General features: G+C 70.2%; 16 protein-coding genes. 7 read left to right on the top strand and 9 right to left on the bottom strand.

Annotation, left to right across the window (positions count from 1 at the left end; all coding sequences use genetic code 11):
• Nucleotides 1-31 precede the first annotated feature (31 nt).
• A complete protein-coding gene (locus CGU35_RS18765) occupies nt 32-976 on the top strand; it encodes a DUF1990 family protein (protein ID WP_308455392.1) in 945 nt (314 codons plus the stop codon).
• 28 nt (nt 977-1,004) lie between these two features.
• Here the strand turns inward: CGU35_RS18765 and CGU35_RS07545 are convergent, their stop codons facing one another.
• Together CGU35_RS07545 and CGU35_RS07550 are read right to left on the bottom strand one after the other, a co-directional pair.
• On the bottom strand, nt 1,005-1,760 hold the full coding sequence (locus tag CGU35_RS07545) for an NUDIX hydrolase (protein ID WP_100810903.1): 756 nt from the start codon (nt 1,758-1,760) through the stop codon (nt 1,005-1,007).
• Nucleotides 1,760-2,482 (bottom strand): potassium channel family protein, encoded by a 723-nt coding sequence (locus CGU35_RS07550; RefSeq protein ID WP_100810904.1) that lies wholly within the window; start codon nt 2,480-2,482, stop codon nt 1,760-1,762. The genes CGU35_RS07545 and CGU35_RS07550 overlap by 1 nt, the downstream gene beginning before the upstream one ends.
• Nucleotides 2,483-2,609: 127 nt before the next feature.
• On the opposite strand from CGU35_RS07550, the gene CGU35_RS18715 reads away from it, so the two are divergent.
• Both CGU35_RS18715 and CGU35_RS07560 read left to right on the top strand, forming a co-directional pair.
• Nucleotides 2,610-3,884 (top strand): hypothetical protein, encoded by a 1,275-nt coding sequence (locus tag CGU35_RS18715; RefSeq protein WP_100810905.1) that lies wholly within the window; start codon nt 2,610-2,612, stop codon nt 3,882-3,884.
• A gap of 224 nt (nt 3,885-4,108) precedes the next feature.
• On the top strand, nt 4,109-5,110 hold the full coding sequence (locus CGU35_RS07560) for a lytic transglycosylase domain-containing protein (RefSeq protein ID WP_181003371.1): 1,002 nt from the start codon (nt 4,109-4,111) through the stop codon (nt 5,108-5,110).
• A gap of 33 nt (nt 5,111-5,143) precedes the next feature.
• Here the strand turns inward: CGU35_RS07560 and CGU35_RS07565 are convergent, their stop codons facing one another.
• Entirely contained in the window at nt 5,144-5,488 is a 345-nt protein-coding gene (locus tag CGU35_RS07565; protein WP_100810906.1) for a DUF2200 domain-containing protein, read from the bottom strand.
• 46 nt (nt 5,489-5,534) lie between these two features.
• Here CGU35_RS07565 and CGU35_RS07570 point away from each other — a divergent pair, with 46 nt between their 5' ends.
• Together CGU35_RS07570 and CGU35_RS07575 are read left to right on the top strand one after the other, a co-directional pair.
• Nucleotides 5,535-6,608, top strand: a complete 1,074-nt coding sequence (locus CGU35_RS07570) for a DNA polymerase IV (RefSeq protein WP_100810907.1) — start codon at nt 5,535-5,537, stop codon at nt 6,606-6,608.
• Nucleotides 6,609-6,713: 105 nt separating this feature from the next.
• Nucleotides 6,714-7,211, top strand: a complete 498-nt coding sequence (locus CGU35_RS07575; RefSeq protein ID WP_100810908.1) for a hypothetical protein — start codon at nt 6,714-6,716, stop codon at nt 7,209-7,211.
• Here CGU35_RS07575 and CGU35_RS07580 read toward each other — a convergent pair.
• The 5 genes from CGU35_RS07580 to CGU35_RS07600 form a co-directional block, all read right to left on the bottom strand.
• Entirely contained in the window at nt 7,145-9,922 is a 2,778-nt protein-coding gene (locus CGU35_RS07580) for a LuxR C-terminal-related transcriptional regulator (protein ID WP_100810909.1), read from the bottom strand. The two genes, CGU35_RS07575 and CGU35_RS07580, sit on opposite strands and share 67 nt — an antisense overlap.
• 162 nt (nt 9,923-10,084) lie before the next feature.
• On the bottom strand, nt 10,085-11,830 hold the full coding sequence (locus CGU35_RS07585) for an ABC1 kinase family protein (protein WP_100811350.1): 1,746 nt from the start codon (nt 11,828-11,830) through the stop codon (nt 10,085-10,087).
• 104 nt (nt 11,831-11,934) lie between these two features.
• Entirely contained in the window at nt 11,935-12,540 is a 606-nt protein-coding gene (locus CGU35_RS07590; RefSeq protein WP_100810910.1) for a PadR family transcriptional regulator, read from the bottom strand.
• A gap of 226 nt (nt 12,541-12,766) precedes the next feature.
• On the bottom strand, nt 12,767-13,318 hold the full coding sequence (locus CGU35_RS07595; RefSeq protein ID WP_100810911.1) for a UGSC family (seleno)protein: 552 nt from the start codon (nt 13,316-13,318) through the stop codon (nt 12,767-12,769).
• A 46-nt stretch (nt 13,319-13,364) separates the two neighbouring features.
• Entirely contained in the window at nt 13,365-14,705 is a 1,341-nt protein-coding gene (locus CGU35_RS07600; protein WP_157813913.1) for a Bcr/CflA family efflux MFS transporter, read from the bottom strand.
• A 124-nt stretch (nt 14,706-14,829) separates the two neighbouring features.
• Between CGU35_RS07600 and CGU35_RS07605 the strand changes: the two genes are divergently transcribed.
• The gene (locus CGU35_RS07605) at nt 14,830-16,545 is read left to right on the top strand and encodes a dihydroxy-acid dehydratase (protein WP_100810913.1); all 1,716 of its coding nucleotides are present in this window, start codon (nt 14,830-14,832) and stop codon (nt 16,543-16,545) included.
• The gene (locus CGU35_RS07610) at nt 16,542-17,924 is read left to right on the top strand and encodes an FAD-dependent oxidoreductase (protein ID WP_100810914.1); all 1,383 of its coding nucleotides are present in this window, start codon (nt 16,542-16,544) and stop codon (nt 17,922-17,924) included. The genes CGU35_RS07605 and CGU35_RS07610 overlap by 4 nt, the downstream gene beginning before the upstream one ends.
• 21 nt (nt 17,925-17,945) lie before the next feature.
• Here CGU35_RS07610 and CGU35_RS07615 read toward each other — a convergent pair whose 3' ends face one another.
• Nucleotides 17,946-18,743, bottom strand: coding sequence for an IclR family transcriptional regulator domain-containing protein (locus CGU35_RS07615; RefSeq protein ID WP_181003370.1), 798 nt, complete (start codon nt 18,741-18,743; stop codon nt 17,946-17,948).
• Nucleotides 18,744-18,760: the final 17 nt, after the last annotated feature.

The following is an 18,760-nucleotide window of genomic DNA, read 5'->3' on the forward strand; positions in this document are numbered from 1 at the left end:
GAGTGGCCGGCCCCTCTGCGAGGATCGTGCCGTGCCCCGCAGCTTCTCCGTGACGACTCGGACCACCGCCCGCGTCGAGGAGATGTTCGATGCATCGCTCAGCATCGACCATCACCTCGACTCCATGCGCAGCTCGGGCGAGCGCGCCGTCGCGGGGGTCACGAGCGGTCAGATCGGGCTCGGCGAGTCGGTCACCTGGCGGGCCCGGCACTTCGGCATCCGTTTCACGATGACGAGCCGCATCACGGCGCTCGATCGCCCGCATCGCTTCGTCGACGAGCAGGTGCGCGGGCCCTTCCGGGTATTTCGACACGAGCACGTGTTCCGCGCTGCGGGGTCCGCCACGATCATGGTCGACACGCTCACGGTGGGCTCACCGATCTTCGGCGTGCTCGCCGAGCGTCTCGTCCTCGTGCCCTACCTGCGCCGACTCATCCGGCAGCGGAACGCCCACCTCGTCGCGGCCGTCGCGCCGACCCCGCCGACGCACACCCACCCGGCGCTCGCGGACTGGCCGGACGCGTCGCATCCCGGGTTCCGCCGGGCCGAGGCATCCGCCCGCATCGGCCGCGGAGCCGCGACCTGGGCCCGGACGACACGAGAGGTGCTGAGCTGGTCGGTCAAGACCCGCAGCGGGTTCGTCGTCGGCTCCCCCGGTCCTGTCGCGGTCGGCGACCGCCTGATGATTCGCGCGCGGGTCCTCGGGATCACCGTCACGGAGCCCGTCGAAGTGGTCGCCGTCGTGAGCGAACCGACGCGCGTCGGCTTCGCCTATCGCACGCTTCCCGGACACCCGGTGCTCGGCGAAGAGGCCTTCATCGTGAGTCGCGACGATACGTCGGAGGGCGCCGGCATCACGTTCACCGTCCGCTCGCTCACGGCCCCCGCACCGCATCAACCGTGGCGGATCCTTCACCCGGCCGCGCGTGTCGCGCAACGCATCGCGCGGCGACGGTATCTGCGCGCCCTGCGCTGAGCTCTCCCGCTTGCGCACTCGGTCTGGATCACGGCTCCAGCGGCAGCTCGCGTGCGGCGTCCCACGGTTCGGTCCAGCCGAGCAGATCGAAGAGCCCGTCGAGCAGCGTGCCCGTGAATCCCCAGACGAGATGCTCGCCGGTCGCATGCCGAACGAGGAACCCCGGCCCGCGCCATTCCTGACCGTCGCGACGGATGACGGTGGTGCCGCGGTTCGCGGGGTTCAACAGATCCGCCACCGGCGCGCGGAACACCTCCGCCGACTCGGCATGATCGACGGCGTGCACGGCAGACGGCTCCCGCCACCATCCGAGCACGGGCGTCACGGCATGCCGTGAGAACGAGAGCGGAATCGTGCCGAGCGAACCGAGCACCTCGACGCCCGCCGGGTCGAGGCCCGTCTCTTCGCGTGCTTCGCGCAGCGCCGCGCCCACCGGGCCGTCATCGTCCGGATCGACGCGTCCGCCGGGGAACGCCACCTGCCCGGGGTGCGAGCGCAGGGTCACGGCACGCGCGAGCAGGAGGACGTCCAGGTCGCGCGATACTGCGGTGCGGTGGGCATGATGATCGCTCGGCAACGCATCCAGCACGCCGAACAGGATGAGCACGGCTGCCGCTCGCGCGTCGTTGACGGGCGGTCCGAACCGGGCGGCGATCTGCGGCGCGAACCTGCCGGACGCGACGACCTCGGCCAACGCGGCGAGCTGGGATCGCGCGTTCCGGGGCGTGGGCGAGGCGGGCACCCGCCCAGCGTACGACGCGCCCCGGTCGGGCCGGGGAATCATCACTTCGCGGGCATCAGACCGCGGACCATCTCCTTGAGCTCGGCGATCTCGCGACGGAGGGTCTCGACGTGCTCCTCGGTCGCGGCCGGCTTCTGCTTCGACGCGGCATCCGAAACCCGCTCGACGATCCATGAGGCCAGCGTCGCGGTCACGACGCCGATGAGGGCTATGCCGCCGATCATCAGACCGACGGCCACGATCCGACCGGTGACCGTCACGGGATAGTAGTCGCCGTAGCCGACCGTCGTGATGGTGACGAATGCCCACCAGATCGCGTCGCCGAACGAGTCGATGTTGCCGCTGGTCCGCTCGGCGTCGTACACCGCGAGCCCGGCGACGACGACCGTGAGGATCGTCGCCCCGACCGTGTACACCACCACGCGCCCCCGGAGCATGTTGCCGGCGCCGCGCTGGATGATCGCGAGGATCGCCAGGAACCGCATCAGACGCAGGGGACGCAGCATCGGCAGCACCACGATCGCCAAGTCGAGCAGGTGGCGCACGAACCATCTGCTCCGGTTCTCGACGATCACGAGCCGCACCAGATAGTCGATCAGGAATGCGGCCCAGGTCACGTAGAGGATCACCTCGCAGGCGGCGGCGATCGCGCCCGTCGGTTCGGCGAGGATCTGGGTCGCATAGGCGACCAGGAACAGGATGGCGGCGGTCGTGAGCGCCCATCCGGTCGCGCTCTGCCAGCGTTCGATTCGAGGTCCGTACATGCGCCGATTATGGCAGCGACGGGACGCATCGATTTCGGGGGCGGTTCCCCGATACCATCCGTTTGTCAGGCCTTTCCTCTTTCCGGCTCCCGGTCGGCACGCTCGGCACCACCGTCAGGAGAATCCCATGTCAGATCCCCTCGATCCGGATCGGATCGACGCGAACGCGCCCGAGCCCGAATCCGCCACGGCAGAGGCCGAAGCCGAGCCCGCGACGCCGACAGGTGGCCCCGCAACATCCGATCCCGCGGCGTCCGGGCCTGCACCGTCCGCGCCCGCCGCATCCGCTCCCCCGCTGCCGCCGTACGCGATGGCTTCCGGCCCCGCGGCGGGGTACCCGGGGGCGGCAGCCGGCTACCCGGGCGGCGCACCGATTGCGGGCCCCCCGATGGGCGCTCCGCTCGTGCAGCCGTACCCGGGCGCGCCGCCGACCGCGGCGTACGGCGCGGGACACATGCCGCCACCGATGCCGGGGGCGGTTCCGCCGCCGGGCGGTCGGCCGAAGGCTCTCGCCATCATCGCCCTGGTGCTGGCGGTGATCGGTCTGGTGATGGCCTTCATCCCCTTCGTCACATGGTTCTCGGGTTTCGTGCTGCTCGCGGGATTCGTGGTGGCGCTCATCGCGCTGATCAAGAAGACGCAGGGTGCCAACGGTCTCAGCATCGCGGCGCTCGTCATCTCGGTCGTCGGATGGATCGTCTCCGTCGTCATGTCGATCGCATCGTTCGCGATCCTCGCGGACGCCACGACCGACGAGATGATCCCGGGGCCCGGCATCGGGGTCAGCGAGCCGCCCGTCGATGACGACGAGGCATCCGATCCTGCCGGAGACGCACAAGACCTGGTCGTCGTGGAATCCGCATTCGGTCGCACGTCCTACGACCCGACCATCTGGTGGTACGTCCTGATCATCGAGAACCCGAACACCGACTACGTGTTCGACTTCGCCGCGATCGACGTCGAAGCGCTGAGCGCCGATGGCACGATCCTCGACACCTCATCGAGCTACCCGACCATCCTGAGCGGCACGACCGCCATCAGCGGTATCTTCACGGACGTCGGACAGGGCGAGATCGTGGAACTCGACGGCCGGGGGCCGGACGCCGCTGAGGCGATCCCGTCACCGTTCGACGAGACCGGATCGTTCCTCATCGATGGCGTGACGGCGGCTTCGGACGACTTCTCCACGACCGTCACGGGAACCGTCAGCGGCACGTTCGAGAGCGACCAGGAGTTCGTGAGCGTGGTGGTCGTCGCGCGGGCGCCCGATGGGCGGATCCTGGGCGCCGAATCCGCCTACGTCGACCGGCTGCCCAGCGACGGCACGAAGGTGCAGTTCGAGGCGATGTTCTTCGATGTGCTTCCCGCCGACACGACGTTCGAGGCCTTCGCCTCACTGTGATCCGAGGTCGCTGAGCGGTTCGGGCGGACCCGTCTGCGGGGCTTCGCGAGCGGCTACGGATGCCTCCGATCTGGCCTTTTCTTGTGTCCGGTTCTCACCGGACGTCCAGGAAACGTACCGGAAGCATCCAGGTGGGGTGTGCCAAAGTCGTTGCTTTGTGTCCGCAGGCGCGGATGCGAAGCGCCCACCCGAGGGCGCGGCTCACCGATACGGAACTGGTCTTCATGCGCTCTGCCCCGATTTCTGCCTCTTCAGATCTGCCCGCTCGCCGCACCCGGCGACTCGCCGAGCGAAGCGCTCGCAGAGCTCGGCGGCGCCCCACGCTCGTCTCGGCCGGGCTCGCTCTCGCTCTCGTCGGCGCCGTCGGATTCGCGACGGTTCCCGCCGCGCAGGCCGAGGCATCTCGCGCATCCGGGGTGTCCGATACGGCTCTCACGATGACGCGCGCATCGTTCACGACGTCGGCTGCGGTAGCGCCGATCGTCACGGCGAACGGCACGGATGCGGGATCTTCCGACATGCGTGAGGCGCTCGCGGCAGCGGATGCTTCCGTTGCTGCCGCGACGACGGTCACCACCGACATCCAGGCTTCCGGTTTGGACATCGGCGAGCCCGTCACGACCATCGACACGGTCCAGCTCCAGAAGGCGGCGGATCGTCTGGAGAGCGCGACTCTGTTGCCGGCCCCTCTCGTGCTGGGTCTGATCTCCGACGTGAACGAGCTGGTGACACCCGTCAACGAGCGCGTCGCGGGTCTGCGCGGCAGCCTCGACGCCGCCGTCGCGAAGAAAGCCGCCGAAGAGGCCGCTGCAGCCGAGGCGGCGCGTGTGGCCGCCGAGCAGGCCGCGGCCGCTGCCGCCGCGAAAGCCGCTCCGCGCACATCGTCCGGTGGCGCGCCCGCGCTGGCCGCGAGCGGCACGAGTGCCGCCGAGGCGCAGGCGACGGCTCGCGGAATGCTCGCCGGATACGGGTGGGGCGATGACCAGTTCGGATGCCTCGTCTCGCTCTGGAACAAGGAGTCGGGCTGGAACTACCAGGCGTACAACCGCTCGAGCGGTGCGACCGGCATTCCGCAGGCGCTGCCCGGCAGCAAGATGGCTTCGGCTGGTGCCGACTGGCAGACCAACCCGGCGACGCAGATCTCGTGGGGACTCGGCTACATCTCGGGTCGCTACGGCACCCCCTGTGGTGCCTGGTCGCACTCGCAGTCGGTCGGTTGGTACTGATCACGCGTTGAGGCGTAACGCGGGGCGGGCGCGTTACGCCTGGCGCAGGATCTTCTCCATCTTCTTACCGCGCGCGACTTCGTCGACGAGCAGGTCGAGATACCGGATCTTCTGCATCAGCGGATCCTCGACCTCCTGGACCCGCACGCCGCAGATCGTCCCCGTGATCAGGGCGGCGTTCGGGTTGAGCGTCGCGCCCGCGAAGAACTCTTCGAACGTCGTCCCGTCTGCCAGAATCCGCTCGAGGTCGGCTCGGTCGTAGCCGGTCAGCCACGCGATGACCTCATCGAGTTCGGCCCGCGTGTGGCCCTTGCGCTCGACCTTCGTGAGGTAGTGCGGATACACGGCCGAGACCGCCGTCGTGAAGACCCGATGCATGCCGTGATCCTAGTCACGAACCGCCGACACGGCGCACACTGGCAGCATGTCCGCCACCCCGTGGGTTCTCCACGTCGACCTCGATCAGTTCATCGCGGCGGTCGAGGTGCTGCGTCACCCCGAACTCGCCGGCAAGCAGGTCATCGTCGGCGGGCGCGGCGACCCGACCGAGCGTGCCGTCGTGTCCACCGCGTCGTACGAGGCACGGGAGCTCGGCGTCGGATCCGGGATGCCCCTGCGCATCGCCGCACGCAAGGCTCCGGATGCCGTCATTCTGCCCGTGGATCGCGAGGCCTACGACGCCGTGTCGGCGGAGGTCATGGCCGAACTACGCGCGCAACCCGGCGCGGTCGTGCAGGCGCTGGGGTGGGACGAGGCGTTCGTCGGGGTCACGACGGACGATCCCGAGGGCTACGCACGAGGCATCCAGTCCGCCGTCCTCGCGCGTACCGCCCTGCACTGCAGCGTGGGCATCGGCGACACGCTCGTCCGCGCGAAGGTCGCGACGGGGTTCGGCAAGCCGCGCGGGGTGTTTCGCCTGACCGCCGCGAACTGGCTCGAGGTCATGGGGCACCGCCCGACGATCGAGCTGTGGGGCGTCGGAAGCAAGATCTCGAAGCGGCTCGCGACCCTCGGCATCCGCACCGTCGTCGAACTAGCGGCCGCAGAGGACGCCGTCCTGGCCGCCGAGTTCGGACCGCGCATGGGCCCCTGGTACGCGCAGCTCGGTCGCGGCGAGGGCTCCGCTGAGGTCGACGACACGCCTTACGTGCCGCGCGGGCACTCGCGCGAGACGACGTTTCAGCGGGATCTCGAGACGCGGGACGAGATCGAGGACGCGGCACGGACGCTGCTCGCCCAGGTTCTCGCGGATGTCTCGGCCGACGCGCGACCCGTCATCGGGCTCGGCCTGAAGGTCCGGTACGCCCCGTTCGTGACGAAGACCTTCACCCGCAAGATCGCTGAGACGACGAATGTCCCGGCGATCATGACAGAGGCGATGGCCCTGGTCGCGAAGATCGAGCCCGACCGGCCCGTGCGGCTGCTCGGCATCCGTGCCGAGATGGCGATCCCCGAGGACGCGCGGGACGACCACACCCCGACGCGCGGCGGATGGTGAGCAGCACTCCGGATCCGCTCCGCTGAGCAATCTCTACTCATTGCCCGCGCAGGGCGACTGTCGGGATGATCTTCGCGACCCTGTCGCTTCACGAAGGATGTCCGAATGCTCCGTCCTCCCCACGCCCGTCTTCGCCGTAGTCTCTCCCTGCGGACGATTCCACTCGTCCTCATCGCCCCCCTCGTGGTGATCGGCCTCGTCGGCTGCTCGCTCGTGCCCTCACCCGACAACATCGTCGAGGGCCTGGTGGAAGAGGCTGCCGCGCAGAGCGGTGAGGACGTGGACCTCGACGTCGACACGTCGGGCGACGGGGCGTCGTTGCCGGACGGATGGCCCGGGCTCCCGGTCCCCGAGGGGCGGATCGTCTCCGCCATCAAGATGGGCGACAGCTACAGCATCTCGATCGAGGTCACGAGTGAGGATGCGGCACGTGCCGTGGTGGACGAGCTGGCCGCATCCGGGTTCGACATGATGGGCGAGACCGACTACGGCGAGCTCAAGGGGGCGATGCTGACCTCGCCCGAGTGGAACGTCGTCTACGGGTGGACGGCGTCGGACGAGGGGATCGTGGTTTCGTACACGGTGTCCCCGGTCGCCGCGTGAGGATGGGGAACCTCAGGTGATGGTGACCGTCGTGCTGGCGGGGGTGGGGGCGCCGATGGGGGCGGGGAATCACCCCGCCCCTCGAGGGCGGCGGCCAGCTCGTCGCGGCCGGAGACGCCGAGCTTGCGGTAGACGCTCGCGAGATGGTTGTCGACGGTGCGCACCGACAGCCCGAGATCGGTTGCGATCTCGCGGCTGCGGTGGCGCGCCGCCGCGGCCCGCGCGATCTGCCACTCACGGGGGGAAAGCGCCTCGTCGTCGTCGGGCGTGCGCGGGGGGTCCGGCAACGTCCGCGCTGCGAGGTGCGCGGCGGCGACCCGCGCCCGGGTGCGGGTCGCCCCCGCTCCCGCTCGGACGGCGGCGTCCCTCGCGATCCGTGCCGCGACGGCGACCATGCCGGCCCGGGTCAACGCGGGAACGAGATCCAGGCACTCGCCGTACTCGCCGCGCGACCGCGCCCGCGCGGTCCGCGCGAGCAGGTCGCAGAGCGGTGACCCGCTCGCGTCGGCTGCACGATCGAGCAGCGTCGACACGGCGCGAGCGCGACCGAAGCGGATGGCTGTGGTCGCCGTCAGCGCCGCCAGCAGATGGTGCCGCTGACGCAGCCCCTCCTCCACCGCGGCGCAGACGACCCCGAGCGCGTCATCCGTTCGGCCGTCGCCGACGAGCGCCCACGCCTCGGCCTCGGCGCGCTGCAGTACGACCTTGATATCGCTCGAGGGCGCCTGCTCCCGGACGAGCGCGATCGCCGTCTCGTCTCCGCCGACGACGGCACAGGTGTGTTCGAGGGAGAGCGCCACGTCCACCAACCCGGTGAAATCCCGCCATTGCAGCTGCCGGACAGCGAGGCGCGCGAGATCGTGTGCCCGGTCGGCGCGCCCGGCGTGGAACTCGACGAGCGCGAGCGTATAGGCCCACATGCCCGCGGCATCCGCATCACCGTCGAGGCGCTCCCGTTCGGCGAGTTCTCGAGCCGGGCGGATGTCGGCGGAGGCGACGTGCACGAGGAACTGCGACAGCTCGAGCAGGCTCTCCGCGTGCGGCAGCTCGGTTCGATGCGCCTCGGCGAGGGGGCGGCCGAGTGTGACGGCCTCCGTCGCTCGTTCGACGTCTCCGGCCATGGTCGCGAACATGGCCTCGGTGACGAACCCGCCCAGACGTGCGATGGGCGGGACGCCGTCCGCGGGCTCGTAGCCCGAGGACTCCCCGACCATGGCGAGCCACTTGGCGACTTCGGCGTCCAGCAGAGCCGTCGCGGACGGATCGAGTCCGGTCCGAACCCCGCGCGCCAGCTCCGCCGCGGCGCGCGGGTCTCGGCACCTGTACGCCAGGTGCTGGCCGTGCCGGAGCGCGACCAGGGCACGACGCGGATCGTCCTCCGCCCGTTCGGCGGCGTCGAGAAAGGCCTGGTCCGCGTCCCGCCCGAGCGCCGACAGCGCGACGGCACGCACGAGGGCACTCGAGGCGGTCGGTCGCCGTCGTTCTGCCGCGCGCGCGAGCCGCAAAGCGGCCGCGGGGTCTCCGGCGGACGCGGCGGCGGTCGCCGCCCATTCGAGCTCAGACGCTTCCACCTCGTCTTCGGGCAGGAGGTGAACGGCCCTCCGGCGATCATCGTCATCGCCCGTCGAGAGCAGGGCCGCGGCGGCGCGCCGCGCGAGATCCACTCGCCGATCGGGGCCGATGTCCGCGATGAGCGCTTCCGTGAGCAGCGGGTGCGCGATCCGGACGAGCGTTCGCGAGCGGACGGTCGATACGGTTGCGATTCCGTGGCGAACGAGTCCGCGCAGCGCCGCCTCATCGGCGCGAAACGCCAGGTCTTCTGGCCAGGGCTGCGAGAGCGCCAGTTGCTCCGCGAGTTGCCGCTGGGAGTCCGTGAGCACGGTGAGCTGCTCCCGTGCGCTGTCGACCAACCGTGTGGCATGACTGACCGTGTCGATCTCGATTCCGAGGGCCCCGGGCACGACGCATCCGCGCGCCTCGGCGGTGAGGATCAGTTCGCGCAGCACGAGGGGATTGCCCTGGCTCGCCGCTTCGAGTCGCGTCGTCGTGTCGGGATGCAGATGGCCTCCGAGGAATCGCTCGACGACCTCCACCAGCTCACCCGTGGCGAGCGGGGGCAGTTCGATCTGGTCGAGCAGACCCTCGTTCACCAGCCGCAGGATGGGTCCCGGTAGACGACGGCCGGAACGGTCGGTGAGGATGGCCGGAACGCCGAACACGCGGACGAGTTGGTAGACGACGCCGGCCGTGACGTCGTCGAGCAGTGACACATCGTCGACAGCGAGCGCATGCTCCCCCGCGTGCGACCCCACGGCCGCGACGAAGCGGTGCACGCGCTCCCCCACAGCATCCGGCGTGTCCGCGATCGGTTCGTGCGCCACGTCCGCGGTGTCGGCGGTGGCAGCAGCGCCAGCGGCGCCAGTGGCGTTCCGCTCGCCTCGGCCGCGGGACGCCGAGAGCAGCACGGGAGCGAGCGCGGCAGCGGGCACGGCCCGAAGTTCGGCGACACCGATGATCGGCACGATCGTGCGTCCTTGCCGCGACAGGTCGGCGGCGATCGCCCGGGCGAGCGTCGTCTTACCGATGCCGGCGGGGCCCGTGATCAGCTGCGCCCGGGCGGGGCGTGCGAGCAGCCGCCGCACCGCGCCCTCGGCGTGCGCGGCACGGGCCACGATCGGCCATTCGGACGGGGATCGCTGAGCGGTCGTCACAGCACGACGTTAGCGAGCCGTGTCATCGCCCGACAACACTCGCCTCCCCGTTGGGGCCGGCGCTCCCCGGGGCCCGACGAATCCTTCACCGAACGGTCGCGACACGCCGCACACCAGCCGCGCGACACGGCGAGTCGCGACCGTTCGCGGGGTGACGCAGCCTCAGCCCTGCCCGGGCCCGCGCCGCATCCCGGCGAACAACGCGTGCAGGAGGGGCAGCGCCGACACCGACATCAGAACCGTGCCGAACAGCGGATCCTCCGGCCGCAGCACGGCCCCGCCGATGAACAACCCGGCGAACAGCACCGCCGAGACGACCCGGCGCACGGTCCGCTCGAGCCGCGCGATCCGGCGATCGAGCCGCGGGGTGTCGACCGCGATCTCGCCGTCCTGGATCCGGGTGACGAGCTCGTCCACGCGACGCGGCAGCCGCACCGCCAGCGCCGCGATCGACAGCGCCTCCTTGCCCACGGCCTGGGCGATGTTGCCGCGTTCATCGCGCAGCAGCTGAGCGGCGTAGGGCTCGACCGAGTCCCACAGGTTGAACGCCGGGTTGAGTCCGCTGCAGACGCCCGAGGTGAGGGACGAGGCGCGGATGATCAGCAGGAAGTTCTCGGGCAGCTGGAACGGCAGCGACCGCACCACATCGCCGAACTGGATCGCGAAGTCGCGGAACTCGCGCGGATCGACCTCCTGCAGCTCGGCGAAGCCCATGCCGCCGAACCGCGCGAACAGGGCGGTCATCGCCCGCTCGAGCTCGCCGGTGTCGGCCGAGGGCAGCAGCACCCCCACCTCGCGGATCGCGTCGACCAGCCCGCGCCCGTCGCGCGAGGCCACGGCGATGAGCAGCTGGCGCATCCCGCGGCGAAGCCCGGGCGGAACCTCGCCCATCATCCCGAAGTCGATGAACGTGAAGCGCCAGGCGGGCGACGAGGGAACCGAACCGGATCCGTCGACCCCGGCAGCCGACCCCGCCACGACGCCCGCTCCCCCGGCGCCGGAGCCCGAGGCATCCGGCAGCAACGTCACGAAGACGTTGCCGGGGTGCGGATCGGCGTGGAAGAAGCCGTGGTCGAAGAGCTGGTCGAACATGACCGACGCGAACTCGCGGGCGACCTCGTCGGGGTCGACACCGACGGCGCGGAGTCCGTCGTAGTCGTTGATCTTGATCGCGGTGACGTCCTGCAGGGTCAGGACCCGACGGGTCGAGCGCTCCCACACCACCTCGGGCACGGCTACGCGCGGGTCGCCCTCGAAGTCGCGCGCGAATCGCTCGGCGTTGCCCGCCTCGTGGACGTAGTCGATCTCTTCCAGACTGGTGACCGCGAACTCTTCGACGAGCGCCGGGGCGTTCACGCGGGTGTAGACGAGGCGGATGCGGCTGAGCCATCCGCCGACCTTGCGCAGCGCCGCGAGGTCCACGTCGACGATCTGCTGGATGCCGGGCCGTTGAACCTTGACCACGACGGCATCGAGCCCGGTCTCGGCGGCGTCGGTGGCCGACAGCCGGGCGCGGTGCGCCTGGCCGAGGGATGCCGCGGCCACCGGGGTCTCCTCGAACCACGAGAAGGCCCGGTCGAGCGGCATGCCGAGTTCGGCCTCGGCAGCGGAGCGGATGTGGGCGAACGGCACCGGGGGCACCTCGTCCTGCAGCCCCTCGAGCTCTTTCGTGATCTCGGGCGGCAGGACGTCCAGGCGCGAGGACATGAACTGTCCGACCTTGATCATCAGGCCACCGAGGTCGACGGCCAGCCCGTGAAAGGCGCGTGCGAATCGCTTCATGCGCGCGTTGCGCGTGCGCACCGCGATGCGGGTCAGGCCGATGCGGGGCAGGACGAGTTCGAACCACCACGTCTGAACGAGGAAGCGCGCGGCGAACCGCAGAATGCGCCGGTAGCGGGAGCGCATGGCTCCGGCATCGTACGCAGCGGCCTTGTTGACGACCCTGCCGCTCTCTGCACCTCGAACCAACACTGCTCCCTCGTGACGCCTTCGCGCCGAGGGCACTCCGGTCAGTCCTGGGCGAGGATCGAGTAGAGCTTACGGCGCGCGTCTTCGAGCACGACGACCGCCTGCTGCACCTGCTCGGTCGTGCCCGTGCGCGCGACCTGAGCGGCGGCCTGCGCCAGCTCGACTCCGGCCTTGGGCAGAGCCGTCGCGCGCCCGCTGCTCTCGCGGCCGCCGGTTCCGGTGCCGGATGCCTGCCACGGCGCCGGACGCTCGCCCGCGGCATCAGCCTCGGCGCGACCCGCCTCGGTGAGAGCGTAGGTCTTGCGGCCGTTGGCCTCTTCCGCGGTGACGAGTCCCTCGTCGGTGAGGAGCTGCAGGGTCGGGTAGACCGAGCCGGGGCTCGGCTTCCAGCTGCCCCCGCTGCGCTCTTCGATCTCGTGGATGATCTGGTAGCCGTGCATCGGGCTCTCGGCGAGCAGGGCGATGACCGCCGCACGCACGTCGCCGCGGCCCATGCGGGCTCCGCCGCGGGGCATGACGCGCCGCTCGAACTCCTCGCGCAGCTGCTCCATCGCGTCCCAGATCCCCGCGCCGGTCTTGCCGAAGCCGGATCCGAGACCCGAGCCGCCGCCGAATCCGAAGCCGTTCGTTCCGAATGAATCGCTCATGATGACCTCCGTGCGGTGTCCATTGCCGCCTATCCAACGATAGTCAACGATATGTCGCTGAGGGCGGTTTCGATACCCAGATGCCTGTGAACTCACTGATCGTCTGCCACAGCTCGTGGCGCCCGACCGCACGCTCACCTGTCACGAAACGCTGCATCCGAGGTCCGGATCGAGCGTTTTGCGACAGGTGAGCGCGAAGGCCGGGGGGGGTGCGGCGGACTCTGGCTCAGGCCATCTCGGTGACGCCGAGGATCCGGAGGGCGTCGGGCACGGCCTGGTCGGCGCGACCGCGGATGTGCTCGGTGTCGAGGCTCGCGACGGGGTGTTGCACCATGACGAACTGGAAGCCCGGGAATCCCTGGACCTCGGCCATCGCACGCCCCGACATCGCGAACGAGTCGGAGGTGATGCTCACGGTCGGGATGCCCGCACGCTCGAACATGATGCCGTCGGCCACGGTCGCGGCGCTGCACGACCCGCAGTCGCCCACGGCCGTGATGACGATGTCGACCTCCGACACGATCTGCTGGAACAGTTCGTCCTTGACCGGCGTGCCGAAGTAGTCCTTGACGTAGTGCTTGACCTCGCCGATGCCGTAGTCGCGCTTGAGGTCGGCGGCGATCTCGTCGAGCAACAGCGTCGAGTTGGGCTTGGTGTTGTCGAGCAGTCCGACCGTCAACCCCTTCAGGGTCACGGGGCGCGGCGACAGGGTGCCGTCATCGGCACCCTCGGCTGCCCCGGTCGGGTCGAGGAGCGCTTCGCGGGTCGAGGTGGTCATCCGGTTCCTCCGTAGGTCTCGGCGATCCGCCATCGGTCGCCGCGTTCTACGGTGCCGCGCCAGCTCCCGGCAGCGCAGGGGGATTTTCATCTGCCGGAAAGGCACGCGGGGCTCGCCCCTCGTGGAATCGACCGAACATGCTCGCGGCCAGGCTCAGCGTGAAGCATCCGAGCATCCCGAGCGTCATCGGGAGTGCCGTATCCGGGCCCGCGAGCCCGCCGATGGGAGCCGCCAAGGCACCGAGCGCGAACTGCACGCAACCCATGAGCGCGGCGCCGGACCCGGCCGAGAACGACACCCGGCCGAGCGTCAGGGTCGTCGCATTCGCCATCACACCGGCGACCGCCGCGCAGCTCACGACGATCAGCACGGCGTAGACGGGCACGGTGAGGGACTCCGTCGCGGTGATCACCACGAGCGCCGCGGCTGTGACGATCGCGACCCCGAGGTCTACCGTCAGCATCCGCCGCGGGCCATACCGGGCCGAGAGCGGCGCGTTGGCCCATCCGCCCGCGAAGACCGACAGCCCGTACGCCGTGAAGATGAGCCAGAAGCCCCAGGGGCTCAGGCCCAGCACGTCCTGCGCGACGAAGGATGTCGCGTTGACGTAGACGGTGAGCCCCGCGAACACGAACGCCATCGTGAGGGCGAAGCCCACGTAGGCGGGGTCGCGAAACAACCGACCGTAGGCGCCGACCATCGATCCGAGCCGAAACGGGGCGCGCCGCGCGGCGGCCAGGCTCTCGGGGATCGCCACGACCGCGAGGACGAGGTATCCGACGCTCGCGACCACCGTGCCGACGAGGATCGCGTGCCATCCCGAGACCTGCAGCAGCACGGTTCCCGAGAGCGACGCGAGCAGCGGCCCCACCGCCAGCGTGCCGATCAGGATGCTGTAGGCCCGAGAGACCTGCGCGCCCACGCCGACATCCGAGACGATGGCGCGGACGATCACGACGCTCGCCGCCGCCCCGAGCCCCTGCAACGCCCGCCCGACGATCATCACCTCGAGCGTCGGGGCGGCCGCGACGAACGCGCTCGCGGCGGTGAGCACGACGAACGAGAGCACGAGCACGCGGCGCCGACCCAGGCTGTCGGAGAGCGCGCCGACGACGAGCTGGCCGACCGCGACGCCGAGGAAGAATGCCGTCAGCGCGAGCTGGATGCCGACGATGTTCGTGCCGAGGTCGTCGGCCATGATGCCGAGGGCCGGCAGGTACATGTTGGCGACGATCGGGTTGAGAGTCATCAGGACGCAGAGCACGACGAGCAGTCCGGGAGTCAGGCGCGGTCCCCCGCCGCTCGCGCTCCCATCACCATCGCCGTCACCATCGCCGTCACCATTGCCGTCACCGTGACCTCTGCCGAGTCGGTCGGTCGTGCCCATCCGCGCACCTCCTCGTCGCGCCATCAATTTACGCATTGCGACCTATCGTCCGCAATGCGTACACTCGAAGGCGTCGCATCCGTCCGGCCATGCCCGGACGCCCCACCGCGACGAGAGGACAACGATGCCCGCACTACGCAGCAACCTGCCACCGACGTCAGCGCTCGCGATCGCTCGCCGCGCGCACTACACGGCCCTCGGAATCCCCAAAGCCGACTGGGAGAAGCCGAAGGTCGCGATCGTCAACACCTCGTCCGACCTCGCCGCGTGCTTCTCGCACCTGGACGAGGTCGCCGCGCGACTCAAGCACGAGCTGCGCGATGCGGGCCTGCTCCCGTTCGAGATCCGCACGACGGCGCCGAGCGACTTCGTCACGAGCGCGGGACGGGCGGGACGCTACATCCTGCCGAGCCGCGACCTGATCGTCGACGACATCGAGGCCGCCGTCGAGGGAGCGAAGCTCGACGCGATGATCTGCCTCTCGTCGTGCGACAAGACGACACCGGGGCACCTCATGGCGGCCGGTCGGCTCGACATCCCGACGATCATCATCCCCTGCGGCTACCAGCACTCCGGCCTCGCCGAGGGGCGCACGGCCGACATCGAAGAGATCTTCCTGCACGCGTCCAAGGCCGCCGTGACCGGCGAGTCGACGGACGACCTCGAACTGCTCGCCGAGGACGCCATCCTCAGTCCCGGCGTGTGTGCGGGCCTCGCCACCGCCAACTCGATGCACATCCTCGCCGAGGCGCTGGGGATGGCGATGCCCGGATCGGCGCCCGTCCGCGCGCTGAGCGAGCCGATGTGGGACACGGTTCGCCGCTCGGCCCATGCCCTCGCCGCACTCATCGAGAGCGACATCCGCCCGCGCCAGATCATCACCGAGGGCTCGGTACGCAACGCGGTGCGCACGATGCTCGCCATCGGCGGCTCGATGAACACCATCAAGCACCTGCAGGCGATCGCCATCGAATCCGGCCTCGACGTCGACGTCTGGGAGATGTTCCGCCAGCTCGGACGCGAGACGCCGCTGCTCTGCTCGGTGCGCCCCAACGGCCCGCGCATCACGGAGGAGTTCGAGGATGCCGGGGGCGGCGCGACGATCATCCGCGAACTCCTCCCCCTGCTCGACGGCGATCAACTCACGGTGACCGGCGCGACCCTCGCCCAGAAGGCGGCGCTCGCGAAGCCCGCCGACGGAGACGTCATCCGGTCGATCGACGATCCCTTCGGAACCGACCCCGCAATCAGCGTCCTCAAGGGCACTCTGGCCCCGGGCGGTGCCGTCGCCAAGCGGCCCGTGCCGGACCCCGGGCCGCACACCTTCCGCGGACCCGCGCGCATCTTCGGAACGCGCGAAGAGGCCATCGCGGCCATCTCGAGCGGACGCCTGCGCGAGGGCGATGTCGCGGTGATCCGCGGTATCGGCGTCACCGGTGCGCCCGGTCTCGGCCTGACCTCGGCGTTCATCTTCGCCCTGCACGCGCGCGGGCTCGCCCACAGCGTCGCCCTGGTGACCGACGGGCAGTTCTCGGGGCTCGTCAACCAGGGCATGACCGTCGGCGAGGTGTCGCCCGAAGCGGCCGCACCGGGCTCCCCCCTCGGCCGCGTCCGCGACGACGACCTCATCGAGATCGACGTCAAGAAGGGAACCGTCGACCTGCTCGTCGACGAGGCCGAGCTCGCCGCCCGGCCGGACTACGTTCCGCCCGTCGATCGCGACACCGGCCACGGGTACCTCGACCAGTACGAGGCACTCGTCCAGCCCCTGTCGTGCGGCGCCGTGCTGTGCGCGCGCCCCTGTTCCACGAACCCCTCCACCGTCAAGGAGACAGCATGACCACCTCCCCCACGCACCAGCGGACGATCCGCGAGCCCGAGCGCGACATCCCCGTGATCGGCGAGTATGACGTCGTCGTCGTCGGCGGTGGCCCCGCCGGTCTCATGGCCGCGACCGCCGCGTCGCGTGCGGGCCGATCGACCCTGCTGATCGAGAAGTACGGATTCCTCGGCGGCGCCGGCACGATGGGCGGCCTCGCGACCTTCTGCGGCATGCACGCGCGCGCGTACGGCACGGACTTCCAGTCCGTGCACGGGTTCGCCGACGAGCTCCTCGACCGGATGCGCGTCATGGACGGCCTGAACGACGTGCATCTCTCGGTCGACAACCGCATCCAGGCCCTGTCGTACGACATCTCGGCACTCAAGATCGCCGCTGACGAGCTCGTGATCGCCGGCGGCGCGGAGCTGCTTTTCCACACATCCGTGGTCGATGTCGTGATGCGCGACGAGAAGACGATCGACGCCGTCATCGTCGAGTCGAAGTCGGGGCGTGCGGCCGTCCGCGGCAGGTTCTTCATCGACGGATCCGGCGACGGCGACCTGGCCGCCTGGTCGGGCGCTCCGTTCGAGGTGAGCGAGCACCTGATGTACCCCTCGCTCATGTTCCGCATCAACGGCGTGCACCCGGAAGAGGCCGGCGAGGCCTGGAAGACCGTGCGCCGCCTCATGGAAGAGGCCGAGGCCGCGGGAACGCACCACTTCCCGCGCAAGAAGCCGATCGTGCGTCCGCAGCGCAACCCGCTCGAGTGGCGCTCGAACCTCACGCAGCTCTCGAACGAGGACGGCTCCGCCATCGACGGCACGGACGTCGACCAGCTGACCCGTGGCGAGCTGCAGGGACGCCAGCAGGTCAAGGACACGTTCGCTTTCATCAAGCAGGTCACACCCGGATTCCAGGACTCGTACGTCGTCGACATCGCCCCGTCCATCGGCATCCGTGAGACGCGTCGCATCGTCGGCGCCTACCAGCTGACGCAGGAGGACGTGCTCGAGTGCCGTGACTTCGACGACACGATCGGCGTGAACGGATGGCCCGTCGAGGCGCATGTCGTCGGCGATGTGGTCTTCAAATTCGCCCCGGTCGAATCCCGCGGGTACAACCAGCTCCCCTACCGGATGATCGTGCCGCAGGTCGTCGGCAACCTCTTCGTCGCGGGACGCGCGGCATCGATGACGCAGGGCGGACAGTCGTCCGGTCGCGTGACGGGCCCGTGCTGGGTCATGGGTCAGGCGGCGGGGACGGCGGCCGACCTCGCGCTGTCCGGCGACGGCACCGCGACGGGAGTCGACGTACCGACGCTGCAGCAGCGCCTCGAGTCCGACGGCGCGTACCTCGGCACGCGCCTGCCCGAGGGCATCACCGTCCCCGTGCCCTGAGCCCGGGGTCGAGCCGAGGGGTCAGCGGCCGCCCGTCCGGAACAGCTGCGGGTTGGCGTTGCGATAGGCGCTGGCGATGTCGGCGGCCGTCGCGAAGAGCACGGGGATGATCACGTCACGCAGGCTCTCCACGGTCTCGCGGACCGTCGTGGACGAGACGGCGAGCCCGCCCACGGCATTGCCGTCGATCACGATGGGCACGGCCGCCGCGACCTGTCCGGGGTGCAACTCCTCCATCGAGATGTCGTACTGGTTCGCACGCACCTCGTCGAGGCGCGCACGCAGGCTCGCCGCATCCGTGACCGTCGCCGGTGTGTGGACCTCGAGCGGGGCGGTCGCGAGCACACCGTCCAGCTCGTCATCCGACAGGCGCGCGAGCAGCACCTTGCCGATCGCGGTCGCGTGCGCGGGCAACCTGTTGCCGATGCGGATGGAATCGGGCAGCGGGCGCCGGTCCTCGACACGGGCGACGTGGATCACGTCCATGCCGTCGAGCACGCCGATGCTGCACGTCTCTCCCGTGCGCTCGACCAGGTCCATCATGTACCCGTACGAGATCTCGGGCAGTGATGACGAGGCGAAATACCCCGAGCCGAGCTCCAGGATGCGCGGCGTCAGACTCCACAGTCCGCCCGCCGACTCGGCGTACCCCAGGTGAGCGAACGTCAGCAGGATGCGCCGGACGACCGGCCGCGCGAGGTCGACGCGCGCCGCGATGTCGGCGACGCTGAGCGGCCCCTGGCGGTCGTTGAAGGCGCGTAGCACCTCCACCCCACGTTCGATGCTCTGGATACGATCGCGCGATCTCTCGTCCAACATGTCTGCCCCTTCGCCGC

It is taken from the genome of Microbacterium sp. BR1, assembly GCF_002812725.1.
Classification (GTDB): Bacteria; Actinomycetota; Actinomycetes; order Actinomycetales; family Microbacteriaceae; genus Microbacterium.